Origin of the sequence: Actinomadura sp. 9N407, assembly GCF_044326315.1 — a bacterium.
Lineage (GTDB): Bacteria > Actinomycetota > Actinomycetes > Streptosporangiales > Streptosporangiaceae > Spirillospora.
This window is the reverse complement of record NZ_JBIRAW010000023.1, coordinates 78483-94272: the sequence shown is the minus strand read 5'-3', so window position 1 is coordinate 94272 and position 15790 is coordinate 78483. Positions and strand designations below refer to the sequence as shown.

Genomic DNA, 15790 nt, shown 5'->3' with positions numbered 1-15790 from the left:
CTCCGTCAGAGGTCAGATCTCCTTCAGGAAGCCGGAGTCGACCACGAAGTCCGCGCCCGTGGTGCTGCCCGAACGCGGCGAGGCCAGCAGGACGACCGCGTCGGCGATCTCCTGCGGCTCGACCAGCCGGCCGGTGGTCAGGCCCATCATCTCCGGTGCCACCTTCTCGATCACGGCCGTACGGTCGGCGCCCGCCTGCGCCCCGATCACGTCGGCCGCGCCGCCGTCCTTGGTCCACCAGTCCGTACGGACGGGCCCGGCCGACACGCAGTTGACCCGGATGCCCTGCGGCCCGAACTCCTCCGACAGCGCCTTGGTCAGGTTGTTCAGGCCCGCCTTCGCCGCGTTGTAGTCGTGGTTCATCGGCGCCGGCCGGCGGGCGTTCCCGCTGGAGACGTTGACGATCGCGCCGCCGCCCCTGGTGATCAGGTGCGGAATGGCCGCGCGGCTGGCCCGTACGGCCGAGAACAGGTTGAACTCGAACATCTCGCGCCAGTCGTCATCGGTCGGGGTCAGGAACCCGAACCTCGGCAGGGTCACGCCGGGCGGCGGGCCGCCGGCGTTGTTGACCAGGATGTCCAGCCCGCCGAACGCCTCCACCGCGCGCTCCACGACCAGCGCGGGCGTGGCGGGGTCCATCAGGTCCACGGGAACGTGCACGAGGGCGGGCCCGGCGAGGGCCTCCAGGTCGGGCCCGGCGGTACGGGAGGCGGCGACCACCTGGGCGCCCTCTTCCAGCAGCGTGCGGGTGACGGCCAGCCCGATCCCCTTGGACGCACCGGTGACGACGGCGACCTTGCCGCTCAGACGCAGATCCATGTCAGCTCATTCCTCAGTGGTGGTTCATCGTTCGCGTTGATCTCGACAGCCAGAACCCCGGCCGGGGCGGTCCGGTTGCAGTGCGGAACGATCACCTGGGTAGGGGTCGGCTCACCTGCCCTTTCGCCACTGTCAGCACCCCGACTTGGCGGGTATGTTGCATTGGTGTTACGTGCGGGTTACGTGCAAGGCATCCGGCCCCACGGACCGAGTGCCCGCCGACCGGCGGGCGCGACCACTAGGAGCTTCGTGGCTGCAATCCCCCCGGCGGAGGCACGTCCCCGCCGGCCACAGGTCAACCGGATCGCCCGGCGGCACGGCGCTCTCACCGACATGGAGACCGCCGCCCGCGCGGCGTACGCGCTGCGCGGGAACGACCGCGGGCGCCTCACCGTGGCCGCGCCGGGGCTGTATCCCCACATGTGGAGCTGGGACGCCGCGTTCATCGCCATCGGGCTGGCCCGCCTGTCCCCCGCCCGTGCGCTGACCGAGATGGAGACCCTGCTCGCGGCCCAGTGGCGCAACGGCATGGTCCCGCACATCGTGTTCTCCGACGGCGACGCCTCGTACGAGCCCGGCCCCGAGCGCTGGGCCTGCCGCGACCTCTGCGCCGACGCCCCCGAAGGCGCCGCCACCAGCGGCCTGATGCAGCCGCCGGTCCACGGCATCGCGATCCGCCGCATCCTGGACGCCGCCCTCCGGGCCGGCCCCGCCGAGCGCCGGTCGGCAATCGAACGCATCCGTGCCCTCTGGCCCCGCCTGCTGGCCTGGCACCGCTACCTCGCCGAGCAGCGCGATCCCGAGCACCGCGGCCTCCTGACGATCTACCACGGCTGGGAGAGCGGGCTGGACAACTCGCCCCGCTGGGACGCCCCGTACGCCGCCGTCGTCCCGCCCGCCTCGTTCGTCCCGTTCGTCCGCGCCGACGTGCACGCCCTCGACGCCCTCGGCGGCGGTGCCGCGCAGCGGCCCACCGACCTCGACTACACCCGCTACCAGTGGCTGATCGAGGAGCTCCGGCAGGCCCGCTACGACGACGCCCTCGCCCGCGCGTCGCTCAGCTTCCGGGTCGCCGACGTGCTGTCCAGCGCGATCTTCGCCGCCGCCGCCGAGGAGCTGGCCACCGTCGCCGACGAGCTGGCCCTGCCCGGCATGGACGAGCTGATCGGCCACGCCGACCGCTTCCGCCGTGGCGTCGCCGGCACCACCGACGGGGACGGCTTCGCCGCCGACCTCGACCTGCGCACCGGCCGTACGCTCCGTACCGAGACCATCGCCGGCTTCGCCCCGCTGCTGAGCGGCGGTCTGGCCCCGGCCGTCCGGCGCCGGCTGGTCGACACGCTGTTCTCGCCCGGCTGGTGCGGCCACCCCGCCCTGGCCACCGCCCTGCCGCCGAGCACCAGCCCGTCCTCCGCCGCCTTCGACCCGGCCCGCTACTGGCGCGGCCCGCAGTGGCCGCCGATGACGTGGCTGCTCATCTGGGGCCTGGAGCGTTCGGGCGAGCCCGAGTCCGCCGCCGTCCTGCGCGCCTCCGCGCTCGACCAGCTCTCCGACGGCCTGTTCGCCGAGTACTACCACCCGTTCACCGGCGAGGCCCTCGGCGCCCGCCCCCAGTCCTGGACCGCCGCCGTAGCCCTGGACCTGGTCTTCAGCGCCTGACACGCGGACGCCACTCCCCGTTGACTCGTGGCGTGTTCGCTTCTGGCATCGCCTGTGGAGGCGAACACGCCACGAGTCAACGTGAGGCTTAGTCTTCGGCGAGGACGATCACGCAGTCGTGGGCGGTGAGGGTGAGCGGCGCGGTCTTGGCCGGGTTGAGGACGACGCCGTACGACGGCGGTTCGTGGAACCGCCGGTGCACGCGGTAGCCGAGGGCGGTCTCGCCGCGGCGGCGGGCGGCCTCGATGATCGTGGCGAAGTCGGCGGCGGCGCCCGGGCGCAGGTAGCCGCCGGCGGGCTTGAGGTAGAGCTCGGAGCCCTCGGGGTCCAGCAGGTCGGTGAAGACGTCGTGCAGATGGCGGTTCTCGCTGAGCTGGGTGAGCATCAGGCTGATCAGCTTGTCGCTGACCACGAAGTCGTCGGCCTTGGTGACCTGGGCGACCTCCCGGTTGGCATCGTCGTTGATCTCGCTGACGATGGAGAACGGATCGCCCAGGGTCTCCTCCATGTCGCGCAGGTGCAGCAGCGTGACCAGGGTGCGGGCGTCGGCGCGCTGCGGGTCCTGGGCGGTGTCGCCCAGCACGATGATCTTCTGGTACATCCCGACGTCCAGGTCCTCCAGCCGGGTCCGGTCGGTCGGGTCGCAGCGGACGAAGCCGACCTTGATGTTGTCCAGGCAGGTGAACGACTCGCTCGGGTCGTCCGGGCAGCGGGCCGCGATGACCAGTTCGGAGCCGGGCTCGACGAACGCGTCCAGCAGCTTGATGATCTTCGGGGCCCGCTCGTTCCAGCCCATGAGCAGGGTGCGTTCCGGGCCCCGGAAGCGGGGCGCCGCGGTGCTGATCGCATCCTCCGCGATCGGGACCGGGCCGTCGGCCAGCCGGATGAGCAGGTCGTCCTCGGCCAGCAGGACCACCTCGTCATCGGCTCCGATCACGGTGTCGTGCGGCGGGTTGACCGCGACCCTGCCGTCGGAGCGGCGCAGTCCGACCGGGATGCCGAGCTCGTACGCGGTGAGGGCCTGGCCGTACGTGATGCCGACGAGCGCCGGTTCCGGGCGCATGTAGAACTCGTGGCCCTGGTAGTTGAGCAGATCGGTGCAGACCGTGGACAGCCCGGACTGGCGGTGCGACTGCACGATCAGCTGGATGGCGATGTCGTCGGCGTCGATGACGTGCGCGGACTCGCCGCCGGCCAGCCGGGCCGCGGGGAGGTTGGCCGAGTCGTGCACGGCCGCGACGACATGCGGGCGGGCGTCGTCCCAGCGCCGGGCGCCCAGCGAGAGCAGCACCTTGATCACATGGTTGTCGGCGTCGGCCACCGGCGGCGAGAGCACCATGATCGAACGGGCCGTACCGGGGCTGACCAGCTCCAGGTCGGCGACCTTGAGCGGATCGCCGCGCCGGCACACGACCCGGGTCCGGCCGAGGTCGCCGACGGCGGACCGGATCGCCTCCTCCATGTCGATCCGGTCGCGGTCGGCCAGGATCGCCACGCAGGACCGGCGCCGGCTCTGGTTGGCCTCGACCAGCTCGGCGATCACCGTGAAGACCTGGTCGGACCAGCCCAGCACGACGGTGTGGCCGCGCTCGACGATCCGGGACCGGCCCTTGCGCAGCTCGGCGATCTTGCCTTCGAGTCCGGTGGTGAGCACGCCGATCAGCGAGCTGACCAGGAAGATGCCGCCGATCGTGGCCAGCAGCATCAGCGCGAGGAACGGCGCCGTGCCCTCGTCGTCGCCCATCGTCCCCGGGTCGAGGGTGCGCAGCAGGCTGCGCCACACCACGCCGGGCCAGCTGCCGTGGCGCTCGGTATCACCGGGGGCGAGCAGCACCGACAGCAGGGTCACCACCAGGATGAGGGCACCCGAGGCCAGCCCGAGCCAGCCGATCAGCGCAGAGGTGCCCTTGGCCATGGTGTTGTCGAACCAGTACCGCACGCGCTCACGCCGGCTCACCCGCAACGGACGGACCTCCCCCGAGTAGACCCGCGGCCATCTTGCCGGAAACCGGGGTAAGGCGGGCACCGTTCAGCCCAAGATCGCCTCACTCAGCGACCAGATCGCCAGCGCGACCATCACCAGCCCGCCGATCCGCTGGACGATCTTCAGCGGGACCCGCTCGGCGATGAACCGGCCCGCGATCAGTGCCAGCGCCGACACCGACACCAGGGCGAGCAGGGCGCCCAGCGCGACGGGCAGGGGGCTCTGGGTGGCGGCGAGGTTGGCGGTGGTGATCTGGGTGAGATCGCCCCACTCGCTGATGAAGACGACGGTGAACGCGGTCAGGAACGTCGGCCAGAGGCCGGTGACCTGCTTGGCCTCGCCGTCCTCGTCCTCATCGTCGTCGCCGCCGCGCAGCAGCGTGTACGCGCCGAACGCGAACAGCGCCGCCGCCACGACCTGGACCAGCGGCTTGGGCAGCAACGAGAACACGCTGCCGGCCGCCACCGCCACCCCCACGTGCACCACGAAGGCGGTCGACGTACCGAACCAGACCCACAGCGGGCGCATCCGGGTACCCATCGCCAGCGAGGCGAACATCGTCTTGTCCGGCAGCTCGGCCAGGAAGATGACGGCGAACGCGGTGGCGAACGTCGCGAGGTTGAAAGACATCGGGTCGGGGCCCTTCCCTTCAGGGCCGGGCCTGAGCGGCCCGTCGACACGCCACCCGGAGGGAGGAGAGGACCGCTCGGCCCGGCATGACGTACGCGCCCGGTCGTGGGACCGGGCACTGCCTTACCAGACCGAAGGTCTCGTCCACCGTGACCAGGTCACAGCCTGAGGGCCGGGCTCGCGCCAGTATGTCGACCTCTCAGCGGTCGGGACTACTCCCCTTCGCCGCGACCACACTACCCGAAGAGATCAAGGACCCGGCGGGCCGGGACGGCCTCAAGCCCCCGCCGGGTGACGGGGGCTTGACCGGGCGGTCTCGCCCGTACGGGCTTTCGCTCGTACGGGGTCAGCGCTTCAGGCCGTGCACGAGGGCCTTGGTGTCCTCGCGGCGCTGCCAGCCGATCAGGGCGAAGATCACGCCGAACACGACGGGCATCAGGGCCCAGGCGGGCTCCAGCACCAGGATCTGGGTGAGCGCGGCACCGATCATCAGCCCGATCAGGGCGGTCGCGGCGGCGCCCGCCAGCCGGGGGATCACCAGGCCGATCGCGCCGGCGGCCTCGACGACGGCGGTCACGTACCGGAACCAGTCGCCCCAGCCGATCTTGGCGAACGTCTCGATCGCGTCCTGCTGCCCGGCGAACTTGGGCAGCGCCGAGGCGAACAGCAGGAAGGACGCCAGCAGGATCTGGGCTCCCCAGAGGGTGCGGCGCAGCGCCCGGCCGGTGGACCGGGCGGGGGCGGTGGTCTGCGTGATGGCGGCCATTGTTCTCTCCTCGGTAGGTTGCCTTCACCTACACGTCGAGTCACCCGACCCCAGAACGACATCTCGCCGGACTTTTTCGGAGAATTCTTGTCCGCGCAGCTCAGACCCTACGAGCGAGGGTGAGGAAGTGCGAGCTGATGCCCAGCAGGGCGGGATCGCGTTCGACCTGGCGCAGCCCCCACATGAGGTTCTCGCGCCGTTCCGGATCGTCGAGCCGACTCCGGATGTCGGCGTCGGACATCATCCACGCGGCGCCCTCCAGGCTGTACGAGCCGAGCGGTTCCAGCCCCGCATCGCGCGCTTCGGCGACGGGCTCGTCCGGGTGGTGGAAGTACGCGGTGGTGAACCACGGAGTGTCGGGCGGCGGGTGGTGCTCGCCGTTCTCCAGGGCTCCTTGGACGACCTTCCGGAAACGGGGATCGTCGAGCATCCCGTCCCGGATGCCGCTGTACATGGAGGCGAACCTGCTGATGGTCGCCGCCGCCACCAGGCCCCCGGGCCGTACGACGCGCAGGGCCTCGCGCCAGGCGCGCAGGCGGTCCGCGCGATCGAGCAGGTGGTACAGCGGCCCGAGCATCAGGACGACGTCCTGGGACGCCGATGCGGCGGCGAGTTCCCGGGCATCGCCGACCGAGGCGGTGACCCCGGGGATCCGCGCGGCCTGCTCGACGTGCAGGGGAACGGGGTCGATCAGCTCGACCGTGTAGCCGGCGGCGGTCAGCCATTCGGCATGGACGCCGGGCCCGCCGCCGACGTCGAGGACGCGGGCGGGCGGCGGGGGCATCTCCCGGCACAGGACGTCCCGGGTCCTCAGCAGTTCCAGCAGGCCGGGGGGATCGTCCCGCAGGCGGGCGCGCTCCTTGCCGAGGCCGTAGTAGTCGCCGATCTCCTGTTCCATGCGGTCCATGCCAGCACATAATGGAGCGGTGATCGACTCGTTTTGCGTGCCCCTCGTCCTCGACTGCGACCCCGGGCATGACGACATGTTCGCGATCCTGCTGGCGGCGGCGCATCCGGGGATCGACCTGCTGGCGGTGACGACCGTGGCGGGGAACGGGCCGCTGGACGCGGTCACCGAGAACGCGCGGCGGATCTGCACGCTGGCCGGGCTCGACGGCACCGTGGTGGCCGCGGGAGCCGATCGCGCGCTGCTGGGCGACCGGCGTACCGCGCCGAACATCCATGGAAAGACCGGGCTCGACGGTGCTCCGCTGCCCGAGCCGACGGTGCCCTTGGCGGACGAGGACGCGGTCACGGTCATCGCGCGGCTGCTGGAGGAATCGGAACGGCCCGTGACGATCGCGGCCACCGGACCGCTCACCAACGTCGCGACGCTGCTGGAGCGGCGGCCCGATCTGAAGCCGCGGATCGAACGGATCGTCTTCATGGGCGGCAGCGCCGGGCGCGGCAACACCACGCCGCTGGCCGAGTTCAACGTCCACACCGATCCGGAGGCCGCCGATCGCGTCCTGCGCTGCGGCCTTCCGCTGGTGATGTGCGGGCTGGACGTGACGCATCAGGCGCTGGCCACGCCCGAGGTGTTCGAGCGGCTCCGGTCCATCGGCGGGCTGCTGCCCGCGACGCTCGGCGGTCTCCTGCGGTTCTTCGCGGGAACGTACGAGAAGGTGTACGGGATGCCCGCGCCGCCCGTGCACGACCCGGTGGCGATCGCGGCGATCATCGACCCGGACGTGGTGCGGTGCGTCGAGGCGCCGGTGGCCGTGGAGCTGGCCGGGGAGCACACACGCGGTGCCACGGTCGTCGACCTGCACGGCGTGACGGGCGCCCCGGCCAACGTCCAGGTGGCGCTGGAGCTGGACAGCGGCCGGTTCTGGGACCTCATGCTCGACGCGGTACGGGTTCTATCCGATCAGGGCGCCCTGTCGGATTGAGGTGCGGGCGGGCTGAGGTGCGGGCGGGCGCCGACGGCGGCGATGGCGGACGCGGCGGCGGCGAGCCCGCTTCCGGCGCAGTCCTCCAGTGAACGGTCCGACGCCCACGCCGTCAGGAATCCGGCACAGAACGCGTCGCCCGCCCCCGTCGGGTCGACGACCTCGGCCGGCGGGCTGGGGAGCCGGAACCGCGTACCGTCGCCCGCGGCGATCAGCACGCCGTCCGCGCCGAGTTTGAGGGCCACCACGGCATGGTCCGTGGCCAGGGCCGCCGCGACGTCGGACGGGGCGTGCTCGCCGGTCAGCTGCCGTCCCTCGTCCAAATTGGGGAAGATCAGCCGGGCGCCGCGGGCCCAGGCCCGGAACGCCTCCGCGCCGGTGTGCGCGAGGAACGCCGCCGAACCGGGATCGACGGAGGTGTCGACGCCGCGCTCGCGGGCCCGCCGCATGAGCCCGCCGACCGCGTCCCGTACGCCCGGATGGAACAGCGAGTAGCCGGAGACGTGCAGCAGCCGGACCCCGTCGAGCAGGTCGTCGGGCAGGTCGGCGGGTGAGAGGTTGAGGTTCGCGCCGCGATCGGTGTACATGTCACGGCGCCCGCCCTCGGCCAGCACCACGATCCGGCCGGTGGCGGTGCCCGGGTCGGCGGCCAGCCGCGCGTCCACACCGGCCGCGGCCAGCGCCGCCGTGTGCGCGTCGACGTCGGCCGCGCCGGCCCGGCCGGCGAACCGCACGTCCGTACCGAGCACGCCGAGCCAGGCCGCCTGGTTGGCGCCCGAGCCGCCCGGGCAGGCGGTGATCGCGGACGGGGTATCGCTGTCGGCGGTGACCCCGCGCAGCGGCCGGACGACGATGTCGTCGATCACGTCACCGACCACCAGAACCGTCATCGGTTCGGGCGCCCGCCCGGGGACCAGGCCAGCGCGATCCGCGCCGCCAGGGCCACGTTGGACCGTACGGCCCGGACGTTGGCCTCCAGGCTGGCCCCCTCGGACGCCCGCTGGAAGTAGTCCAGCAGGAACGGCGTGACCGGCTTGCCGTGCAGGCCCTCACGGTCGGCCGCGGCGAGGGCCTCCGCAAGGATCCGGTCGTGCAGTGCCGGGTCGAGCTGCTCGGCCTCGGGCAGCGGGTTGGCCACCACGATCGCCGAATCGAGGTCGAGGTCGTCCGCGGCGGCCATCATTCCGGCGATGGTGCCGGGTTCGCCGGCCTGCCAGTCGATCGAGTGCCCGGACTCGGAGAGGTAGAAGCCGGGGAAGCGGTCCGTGCCGTAGCCGACGACGGTGACCCCGAGGGTCTCCAGGCGTTCCAGGGTGGCGGCCACGTCCAGGATCGACTTGACCCCGGCGCAGACCACGGTGATCGGCGTACGGGCGAGCGTGGGCAGGTCGGCGGACTCGTCGAAGGTGCCGGAAGCGCCGCGATGCACGCCGCCGAGCCCGCCGGTGGCGAACACCCGGACCCCGGCGCGGCGGGCCAGGTACGCGGTGGCGGCGACCGTGGTCGCGGCGTCGGCTCCGGTCGCCATCGCGACGGGCAGGTCGCGCACGCTGGCCTTGGCGACGTCGTCGCCGGTCGCCATCCGCTCCAGGTCGGCCGGTGACATGCCCACCAGCGGGCGGCCGCCGACCACACCGACGGTGGCGGGGACGACCCCGGCCTCGCGCAGCCCGTCCTCCAGTTCCCGCGCCACCTCGAGGTTGCGGGGGCGGGGCAGGCCATGGGCGATGATCGTCGATTCCAGCGCGACGACCGGCCGCCCGGCGGCGAGCGCTTCGGCGACCTCCTCCGACGCGACGATCGGCCCGCCGGTCCTTACACTCACAGTTCCCAGATCGCTCACCGGCCGCACGGTAGCGGGACGAATGCCCTGGAGTAAAGCGCTTGACGGAGCTGACACGATCATGTGACCGAACGCCTCGTCCCGCTGTCACGAGGGCGCGCCTGACGGACCCGAGAACGTGCCGCAAGGGGTGCTGTGCCTACCGGGCGGGCTTGGGCGGGGCGGTGGTGCCCCTCACCTGGAGGCTCGCGGGGAGCAGCGGTACGGCGCCGTCCAGCGGCCGTCCCTCCATCAGCCCCAGCAGCAGGCCGGCCGCGCGATGGCCGAGGTCGAACGCCGAGAGCTTCACCGTCGTCAGCGGCGGGCTGACCAGCGCCGAGAACGGCAGGTCGTCGAACGCGGCGACCGACAGCTCGCCGGGCACCGCCGCACCGAGCCGCGCGGCGGCGCGCAGGACCCCGTAGGCCTGGACGTCGGCCGCGCAGACGAGCGCCGTGACCCCGGCCGCGCGCCAGCCGTCCCAATGGGCGGTGAACGCCTCGGCCGCCGCGTCGATGTCGGTCCGCGCCTGGACGTCCGGACCGGTGAAACCGTGCCCGGTGACGGCGCGCAGGCGGTCGTCCATGCAGGCACGCCGGGCCTTGAAGGTCGGCACGCCGATGTCGGCATCGAGGTAGCCGATCTGGTCGTGACCGAGGTCCAGCAGGTGGTCGATCAGCGCGGTCGCGCCCTCGGACAGCGCGAAGCCGACGTACGGGGAGTCCCAGCCGGGCGACGGGCGGTCGAGCACGACCAGCGGGGTACGGCCGTCGAGCCGGCGGATCAGATCGACGGCGGGCGCCTCGGCGAGGATGCCGTCGACCCGCTCGCCGACGATCCGGTCCAGCCCGGCCGGGCGCGGGTCGTGCGCCGGGTCGGCGATGACCAGGCAGAGCTGGTAGCCGCCGCCGAGCCGGCCCGCCACACCCTGGGTGAGGTGGGAGAAGTACGGGTTGGCGATGTCGGGGACCACCAGCGCCACGCTGTGCCGGCGCCCGGTCGCCAGATCGCGGGCGACCGCGTCGACCCGGTAGCCGAGCTCGTCCACCGCGGCCAGCACGCGGTCGCGGGTCCCGGGCGAGACCCGCCCCTCGGCCTTGCCGTTGACGATGAGCGACACCGTCGCGGTGGACACCTGCGCGCGGCGGGCCACATCGGCCGCGGTCGTCCGCTTCACCGACCGCACGGAACCTCCCACCTGACAGCTCGGTAACGCCGTCTGTCCAGCGGTTTCGCCCGATGGACCCCGTGATGATAGCCGCTCGCGGGCGGCCGGGGCGGGCGGGCGGTGGAGCCGGGGATCAGGCGTCTGGTGGGGTGTCGTTCGCGGCCTCGCGGAGGGCTCCGACGACGGCGGTGAGCTGTGCGACGAGCCCCGCGACGCTGGTGGGGTCGGTGCCGCCGATGGTGACCGACCGGAGTTCGGCGGGTGCGGGCAGCTTCTCCACGATGCCCGGCAGCGCGGCGATCAGCTCGGCCTGGACGCTGGCGGGCGTGCGCTCGTTCTCGATGGCGGCATGGGCCCGGTCGCGCTCGAGCTCCTGCAGGGCCTGCTCGTGCCGGAACCCGGCCCTGGCCCGGGCGGTCTCCAGCTCGGCGGCCAGGGCGAGGCGCTTGAGCTCCTGCTCCCGCTCCAGCCGGAGCCGTCCGGTCTCGGCCTCCTCGGCGTGCCGGTCGCGTTCCATCCGCAGCGCGTGCCGGGTCGTCTCGGTCTCCAGCTCGGCGAACTGGCGGGAGTCGTCGTGCTCGCGCTTGGTCCGCCGCAGCTTCTCGGCGACCTCGGTGTCGAACCGGGCCGCCTCGTTGCGGGCGCGCAGCTCGGCCAGCTCCCGCTCGTACTCGACGCGCTGGCTCTCCTTGAGACTGGCGGACGCCATCTCGCGCTGCGCGATCACCTCTTCGGCCTGCAGCTCGGCCAGCCGGGCGAGCTGGCCCTGCTCGGCCCGGTACGGCTTCTGGAGGTTCTCCCAGAGCCGGGACGAGCTGACCACGGCCTCCTTGATCTGGACCGTGACGATGCGGAGCCCGAGGCCCTCGTCGCCGCTCTCCTCGCCCTCGGCCACGCCGCGCAGCCGGGCGGTCAGCTCCTCGATGATCGGCTGCTTGTCGCTCAGCACGTCCCGGACGCCCATCGTCGAGACCTTGTCCTTGATCGCCGCCTCGGCCTGCTCCTTGAGCTGCAGGTTCACCAGTCGCATCGGATCCTGGTCATCGCCGAAGTCCAGCTTGCGGTAGGCGATCGAGAAGTCCTGGATGATCCACTGCACGTACCCCTGCACCAGGACACCCTGCAGCTCCCCGCAGATGCAGTACGCGTTGATCAGGATCGTCTGGGTCGCGCCCGGCACCACCAGGAACGAGTCGGTGGACGGGTTGAACCGGAACGAGACGCCCAGCCCGATGTGCAGCGGCGTCTCGCGGCCCCGCCGGGTGTGCACCACGAACGCGTTCGGCGGGACCAGCACGTTCTTCCAGCGCCAGAAGCCGCTGATCCGGACGTCCACCGGGCCCGGCCCGCCCGAGTCGGGCCCGGAACCGCCCGCGCCGAGCGCGCGGTCCCGCTTGACCAGCGCTCCCGGCCCGCCCGGGCCGGTCTGCCCGGGGGCACCGGCGGGTGCGGGCGGGAACGGGGGCGCGCCGCGCTGGGACTGGCTCCGCCTGGACTTGAGGTCGTCCTCGAGCACGGCCTGCTGCGCGACGACCTGCTCCAGGTAGGTGTTGCCCTTGTCGGCCCCGCTCATCGGCGTACCACTCTCGGTCGGTCGTCACGCTGGTCGTGATCACCGCCGAGTCTGCCGAGGCCGATCACGGCCCGCAACCGGTTTCGATGGCTTTGTCGTTCGGGGGCTCGGCGTTCGAGGGCTCGGCCGTCCGGGGCCCTCAGGTCTTCTTGAGCGCGATCCCCGCCATGCCCAGCTGCTCGCCCGGGGTGAGGTTGCCGGCGTCGACCGCCCGGTCCGGCCGCCACAGTGCGGTGAACGTGACGCCCGGCTCCACCAACTCGAAGTCACCGAAGTGGTGCTCGATCTCGGCCGGTGTACGCGCCCAGCCCTCTTCGAGGTTCTCCCGGGTGATGCGGGCCAGTTCCTGCTGCGCGGGCAGCCCGGTGTCGACGAGCGAGGTCATGAAGAGGTAGCTGCCCGGTACGAGGGCGTCCCGCAGCGTGGCGACGACATCGTCGACGACGTCGGGCGACAGGTAGTGGAGCATGCCGACGAGCATCAGCGCGATCGGGCGGTCGAAGTCCAGGAAGCCGGCGACGTCCTCATGGGCCAGGACGGTCGCCGGGTCGCGGACGTCACCGACGACGACCTTCGTCACCGTGTTCTCGGCGAGGATCGCGCGGCCGTGCACCAGCACCAGCGGGTCGATGTCGACGTAGACCACGCGGGCGTCGGGGTTGACCGACTGGGCGACCGTGTGGGTGTTCTCGACCGTGGGCAGGCCGCTGCCCAGGTCGAGGAACTGGTCGATGCCGGCCTCCTGCGCCAGCCATTGCACGCCCCGTACCAGGACCTTGCGGTTCTCCACCGCCGAGTCGACCAGGCCGGGGATGTTCGCGATAGCGTGCTCTGCCAGGGCGCGGTCCACCGCGAAGTTGTCCTTGCCGCCCAGCAGCGCGTCATAGGCGCGGGCGATGGTGGGCTTGCTGAAATCCAGTTCCGGCGGCGGCCATGCGGCCTGCTCGTCAGTCATCGACGGTTCCTTGCCCAATCCGGAGAGTCGCACGGATACGAAGGGTCACGGGAATGAACGGTGTGCCCAGCTGTGACCAGAGGTGATCGGAATGGTCTTCAGCCTAGTCCCGAAATGGCCCTGATAGCCGAACAATTCTCACAAATCGGCCACGTTCCCGGGGCGCGGATGCTCAGCGGCGGGTGGCCCCGTCGGAGAGTCCGTGCATCCAGTGCCGGCCCGTGTCCCAGCCGAGGAAGCGGCGGGTGCGGTGGGCTTCGAGCGCGCCGTCCTCGTCGAGGCTCCCGCCGACCAGGACGTGGCGGAGACCGTCGAGCACGGGCTCGAGCCGTTCCGCCACATGGCGTGGACGGCGCTCGGCCTCGTCCCGCATCCAGGCGATGACGGCGATCTGGTCACGCAGGCCGCACAGTGCCAGGAAGAACACCGCCTGGCGCCACGCGTACGCGGCGTCCTTGATGGTGCCCAGCGGCCGCGGGTTCCCGTGAAGCTGAGTCACCAGGCGGCACACGGTCGTGAACGCGCCGCGCGCCAGGCCGTCCCAGCCGATGGCCGGCTCGGCACCGATCGGATGCACCAGCACGGCCAGGTTGTGCGTGGTGAGGATCTGCGACTGCTCGATCACCGTCCCGTTCTCGGCGGGCCGGTGGCTCCCCAGGCTCGTCCCGGCGCGCTCGGCGCACAGGGCGGCGAACGAATCCGACGTGCGGGCGGCGAGCCCGTGCTTCCGGCCGATGTCGCCGATCCGCTGGATCGCCGCGTAGTCGATGCCGTAGTACCGCTCGTACAGGGTCCCTTCGAGCAGGTCTCCGGCCAGCCGCGCCGCCTCCAGGAACTTGCCGGAGAACGCGCCCATGAAGATGTCGGCCGCCAACTCCTCCACGAACGGCACCTTGACGTTCGCCGCCTTGGCCAGCTCGCCGAGCTCCCTGATGAGCGGGTTGGGCAGGATCGTCCCCGGGAAGCCCTGCAGGGCCAGCTCCGCGAGCCTGGTCAGCGTGGCGTGCGAGCCGCTCCGGAAGCCGTAGCCGGGGCGCCGGTGCTCGTGGACGGCCCGTACCCAGGGCAGCTCGGCGAGCTCGACCTGGTGCTGGAGGTGGAGCAGCAGCAGCGAGCGCCGGTTGCGGAACGCGCGGTACGCGGCGGCCATCAGCCCGCGCAGCGCCTCGTCCCGGTACGACTGCGCGGTCGTCCAGGCCACCAGCTGCGGAACGAGCTCCGCCATCACCTCGGCCGAAGGCACCACGCCGCGCTCGACCAGCGTTCCGATGGGGGCGGCGAGCGCGGCCTCCACGGTCTGCCGGAGCGACGCGGGGATCCCGGTGCCCGCGGCCACGCCCGTACGGAGGGCCTCCTCCTCGGTGACCGGCCCGATCAGCGATTCGGGCGCGGGCACGCCGTTCTCCTGCGGCAGCGGAGCCAGCCGCGCGACCAGGATCTGCGCCAGCTCGTGGTGCGTGGGGCGGACGGCGATCTGGTGCTGGCGCTCGCGCAGGTCGGCGTGCTCGTCCGTACCGGGTGCGCCCCGGCGCCGGACCATCGAGTCCACCGCGTGCTGCAGGAGCCCCGGACGGCTCGGCCGTGCCCGGGGTGCCGCGACGGTCTCCTGCAGGGCCGTCCGCAGGATCGCGATGTTCTCCTTGGGCCTGCGGTGCTTGGTGCACCTCGTGTGCCTGGCCGCGAGGACCTCGTACCACTCCAGCAGTTCCACGCCGCGTTCCCGCCAGCCGTCCGGCTCCAGGCGCGCGACGCGTCCCTCGTCCACGGTCTCCAGCCAGTGCGCCAGCAACTCGTCGGCGAACGGGTTCCAGACGCCGAGTGCCTCGTTCATCGCGGCCACCGCCGGCTGGGGGAGCCGCCCGCGGAGCGCGGCGACGGTCTCACCGGCCGTCCGCCGGTGCACGATCTCGGCGTCCCCGGCCGGAGTCCGTGCAGGGCTCGCGGCCTGTGCGGGACTCGGGGCCGGTACGGGACGGGGCGTGAACCGCAGCCGGTCGGCGAACGGCTCGATCTCGTCCAGCAGGGTCAGCGCCGCGTTCCGGTCGCCGGCGCGCAGCAGCCACGCGACCGTGGGCAGCGCCGCCTCCTCCGGGACGTCGACCTCGTACAGGCCGCTGTCCAGCAGTTCCTGCAGCTCAGCGAGACCCGCGTCCGTGAGGTGGTGGAAGAACAGCGCGCGCCGGTCGGCGGCGATGCCGAGGCGCTCGGCCTTCTCGATCTCGTACGGCAGCGGCGGTCCGCCCGCCGCGGCCTCACCCGTGGCGAAGCCGCCCCGGACGACCTCGGGCGTCACCCAGGTCGGCAGACCCCGGACGGGCGCCCGCGAGCCGATCGTCAGCGAGCCGTCCGCCATCCCGGCCAGGACCCGGTCCCAGCTCTCGATCCGGGCCTCGGCACGCAGCCGCGCGGCCTCGTCCTCGTGCTCGGAGGCCGCGCGGAACGCCTTGGCCAGCTGAGCGCGCGGGTAGCCGGAACCCACCCGGACCTCGCCCTCGCGGGCCGTCACACCGTCGCCGTTCATG

13 protein-coding genes are annotated in these 15790 nt (G+C 72.4%); 2 read left to right on the top strand and 11 right to left on the bottom strand.

Annotation, left to right across the window (positions count from 1 at the left end; translation table 11 throughout):
• Positions 1-12: 12 nt before the first annotated feature.
• Complete coding sequence (locus ACH34Q_RS30740; RefSeq protein WP_395986592.1) at positions 13-819, bottom strand: SDR family NAD(P)-dependent oxidoreductase; 807 nt, start codon at positions 817-819, stop codon at positions 13-15.
• A 249-nt stretch (positions 820-1068) separates the two neighbouring features.
• Between ACH34Q_RS30740 and ACH34Q_RS30735 the strand changes: the two genes are divergently transcribed.
• The gene (locus ACH34Q_RS30735) at positions 1069-2478 is read left to right on the top strand and encodes an amylo-alpha-1,6-glucosidase (protein ID WP_395986591.1); all 1410 of its coding nucleotides are present in this window, start codon (positions 1069-1071) and stop codon (positions 2476-2478) included.
• 88 nt (positions 2479-2566) lie between these two features.
• Here ACH34Q_RS30735 and ACH34Q_RS30730 read toward each other — a convergent pair whose 3' ends face one another.
• The 4 genes from ACH34Q_RS30730 to ACH34Q_RS30715 all read right to left on the bottom strand — a co-directional run bounded on the left by ACH34Q_RS30730 (position 2567) and on the right by ACH34Q_RS30715 (position 6765).
• Positions 2567-4435 carry a potassium transporter TrkA gene (locus ACH34Q_RS30730; protein WP_395986590.1) on the bottom strand — a complete coding sequence of 623 codons (1869 nt, stop codon included), beginning with the start codon at positions 4433-4435 and terminating at the stop codon, positions 2567-2569.
• Between the two features lie 72 nt (positions 4436-4507).
• Entirely contained in the window at positions 4508-5092 is a 585-nt protein-coding gene (locus ACH34Q_RS30725; protein WP_395986589.1) for a TMEM165/GDT1 family protein, read from the bottom strand.
• 346 nt (positions 5093-5438) lie between these two features.
• Positions 5439-5858, bottom strand: coding sequence for a DoxX family protein (locus tag ACH34Q_RS30720; RefSeq protein ID WP_395986588.1), 420 nt, complete (start codon positions 5856-5858; stop codon positions 5439-5441).
• A 100-nt stretch (positions 5859-5958) separates the two neighbouring features.
• A complete protein-coding gene (locus ACH34Q_RS30715; RefSeq protein ID WP_395986587.1) occupies positions 5959-6765 on the bottom strand; it encodes a class I SAM-dependent methyltransferase in 807 nt (268 codons plus the stop codon).
• Between the two features lie 19 nt (positions 6766-6784).
• Here ACH34Q_RS30715 and ACH34Q_RS30710 point away from each other — a divergent pair, with 19 nt between their 5' ends.
• Positions 6785-7750: a nucleoside hydrolase gene (locus ACH34Q_RS30710; RefSeq protein WP_395986586.1), complete on the top strand. Its 966-nt coding sequence runs from the start codon at positions 6785-6787 to the stop codon at positions 7748-7750.
• On the opposite strand, the gene ACH34Q_RS30705 is transcribed toward ACH34Q_RS30710, so the two are convergent.
• The 6 genes from ACH34Q_RS30705 to ACH34Q_RS30680 all read right to left on the bottom strand — a co-directional run bounded on the left by ACH34Q_RS30705 (position 7729) and on the right by ACH34Q_RS30680 (position 15789).
• Positions 7729-8640, bottom strand: a complete 912-nt coding sequence (locus tag ACH34Q_RS30705) for a carbohydrate kinase family protein (RefSeq protein ID WP_395986585.1) — start codon at positions 8638-8640, stop codon at positions 7729-7731. The two genes, ACH34Q_RS30710 and ACH34Q_RS30705, sit on opposite strands and share 22 nt — an antisense overlap.
• Positions 8637-9593 carry a pseudouridine-5'-phosphate glycosidase gene (locus ACH34Q_RS30700; protein WP_395986584.1) on the bottom strand — a complete coding sequence of 319 codons (957 nt, stop codon included), beginning with the start codon at positions 9591-9593 and terminating at the stop codon, positions 8637-8639. Before ACH34Q_RS30700 ends, ACH34Q_RS30705 begins: the two co-directional genes overlap by 4 nt.
• A 139-nt stretch (positions 9594-9732) precedes the next feature.
• Positions 9733-10749, bottom strand: coding sequence for a LacI family DNA-binding transcriptional regulator (locus tag ACH34Q_RS30695; RefSeq protein WP_395986583.1), 1017 nt, complete (start codon positions 10747-10749; stop codon positions 9733-9735).
• 124 nt (positions 10750-10873) lie between these two features.
• The gene (locus tag ACH34Q_RS30690) at positions 10874-12313 is read right to left on the bottom strand and encodes an SPFH domain-containing protein (protein WP_395986582.1); all 1440 of its coding nucleotides are present in this window, start codon (positions 12311-12313) and stop codon (positions 10874-10876) included.
• A 139-nt stretch (positions 12314-12452) separates the two neighbouring features.
• Complete coding sequence (locus ACH34Q_RS30685; protein ID WP_395986581.1) at positions 12453-13268, bottom strand: SAM-dependent methyltransferase; 816 nt, start codon at positions 13266-13268, stop codon at positions 12453-12455.
• 172 nt (positions 13269-13440) lie between these two features.
• Positions 13441-15789 carry a transcriptional regulator gene (locus tag ACH34Q_RS30680; RefSeq protein ID WP_395986580.1) on the bottom strand — a complete coding sequence of 783 codons (2349 nt, stop codon included), beginning with the start codon at positions 15787-15789 and terminating at the stop codon, positions 13441-13443.
• Position 15790 lies beyond the last annotated feature (1 nt).

Coding starts and splice junctions, on each gene's coding strand:
- ACH34Q_RS30740 (WP_395986592.1), bottom strand. CDS start 819: ATGGATCTGCGTCTGAGCGGCAAGGTCGCCGTCGTCACCGGTGCGTCC.
- ACH34Q_RS30725 (WP_395986589.1), bottom strand. CDS start 5,092: ATGTCTTTCAACCTCGCGACGTTCGCCACCGCGTTCGCCGTCATCTTC.
- ACH34Q_RS30720 (WP_395986588.1), bottom strand. CDS start 5,858: ATGGCCGCCATCACGCAGACCACCGCCCCCGCCCGGTCCACCGGCCGG.
- ACH34Q_RS30715 (WP_395986587.1), bottom strand. CDS start 6,765: ATGGACCGCATGGAACAGGAGATCGGCGACTACTACGGCCTCGGCAAG.
- ACH34Q_RS30705 (WP_395986585.1), bottom strand. CDS start 8,640: ATGACGGTTCTGGTGGTCGGTGACGTGATCGACGACATCGTCGTCCGG.
- ACH34Q_RS30690 (WP_395986582.1), bottom strand. CDS start 12,313: ATGAGCGGGGCCGACAAGGGCAACACCTACCTGGAGCAGGTCGTCGCG.
- ACH34Q_RS30685 (WP_395986581.1), bottom strand. CDS start 13,268: ATGACTGACGAGCAGGCCGCATGGCCGCCGCCGGAACTGGATTTCAGC.
- ACH34Q_RS30680 (WP_395986580.1), bottom strand. CDS start 15,789: ATGAACGGCGACGGTGTGACGGCCCGCGAGGGCGAGGTCCGGGTGGGT.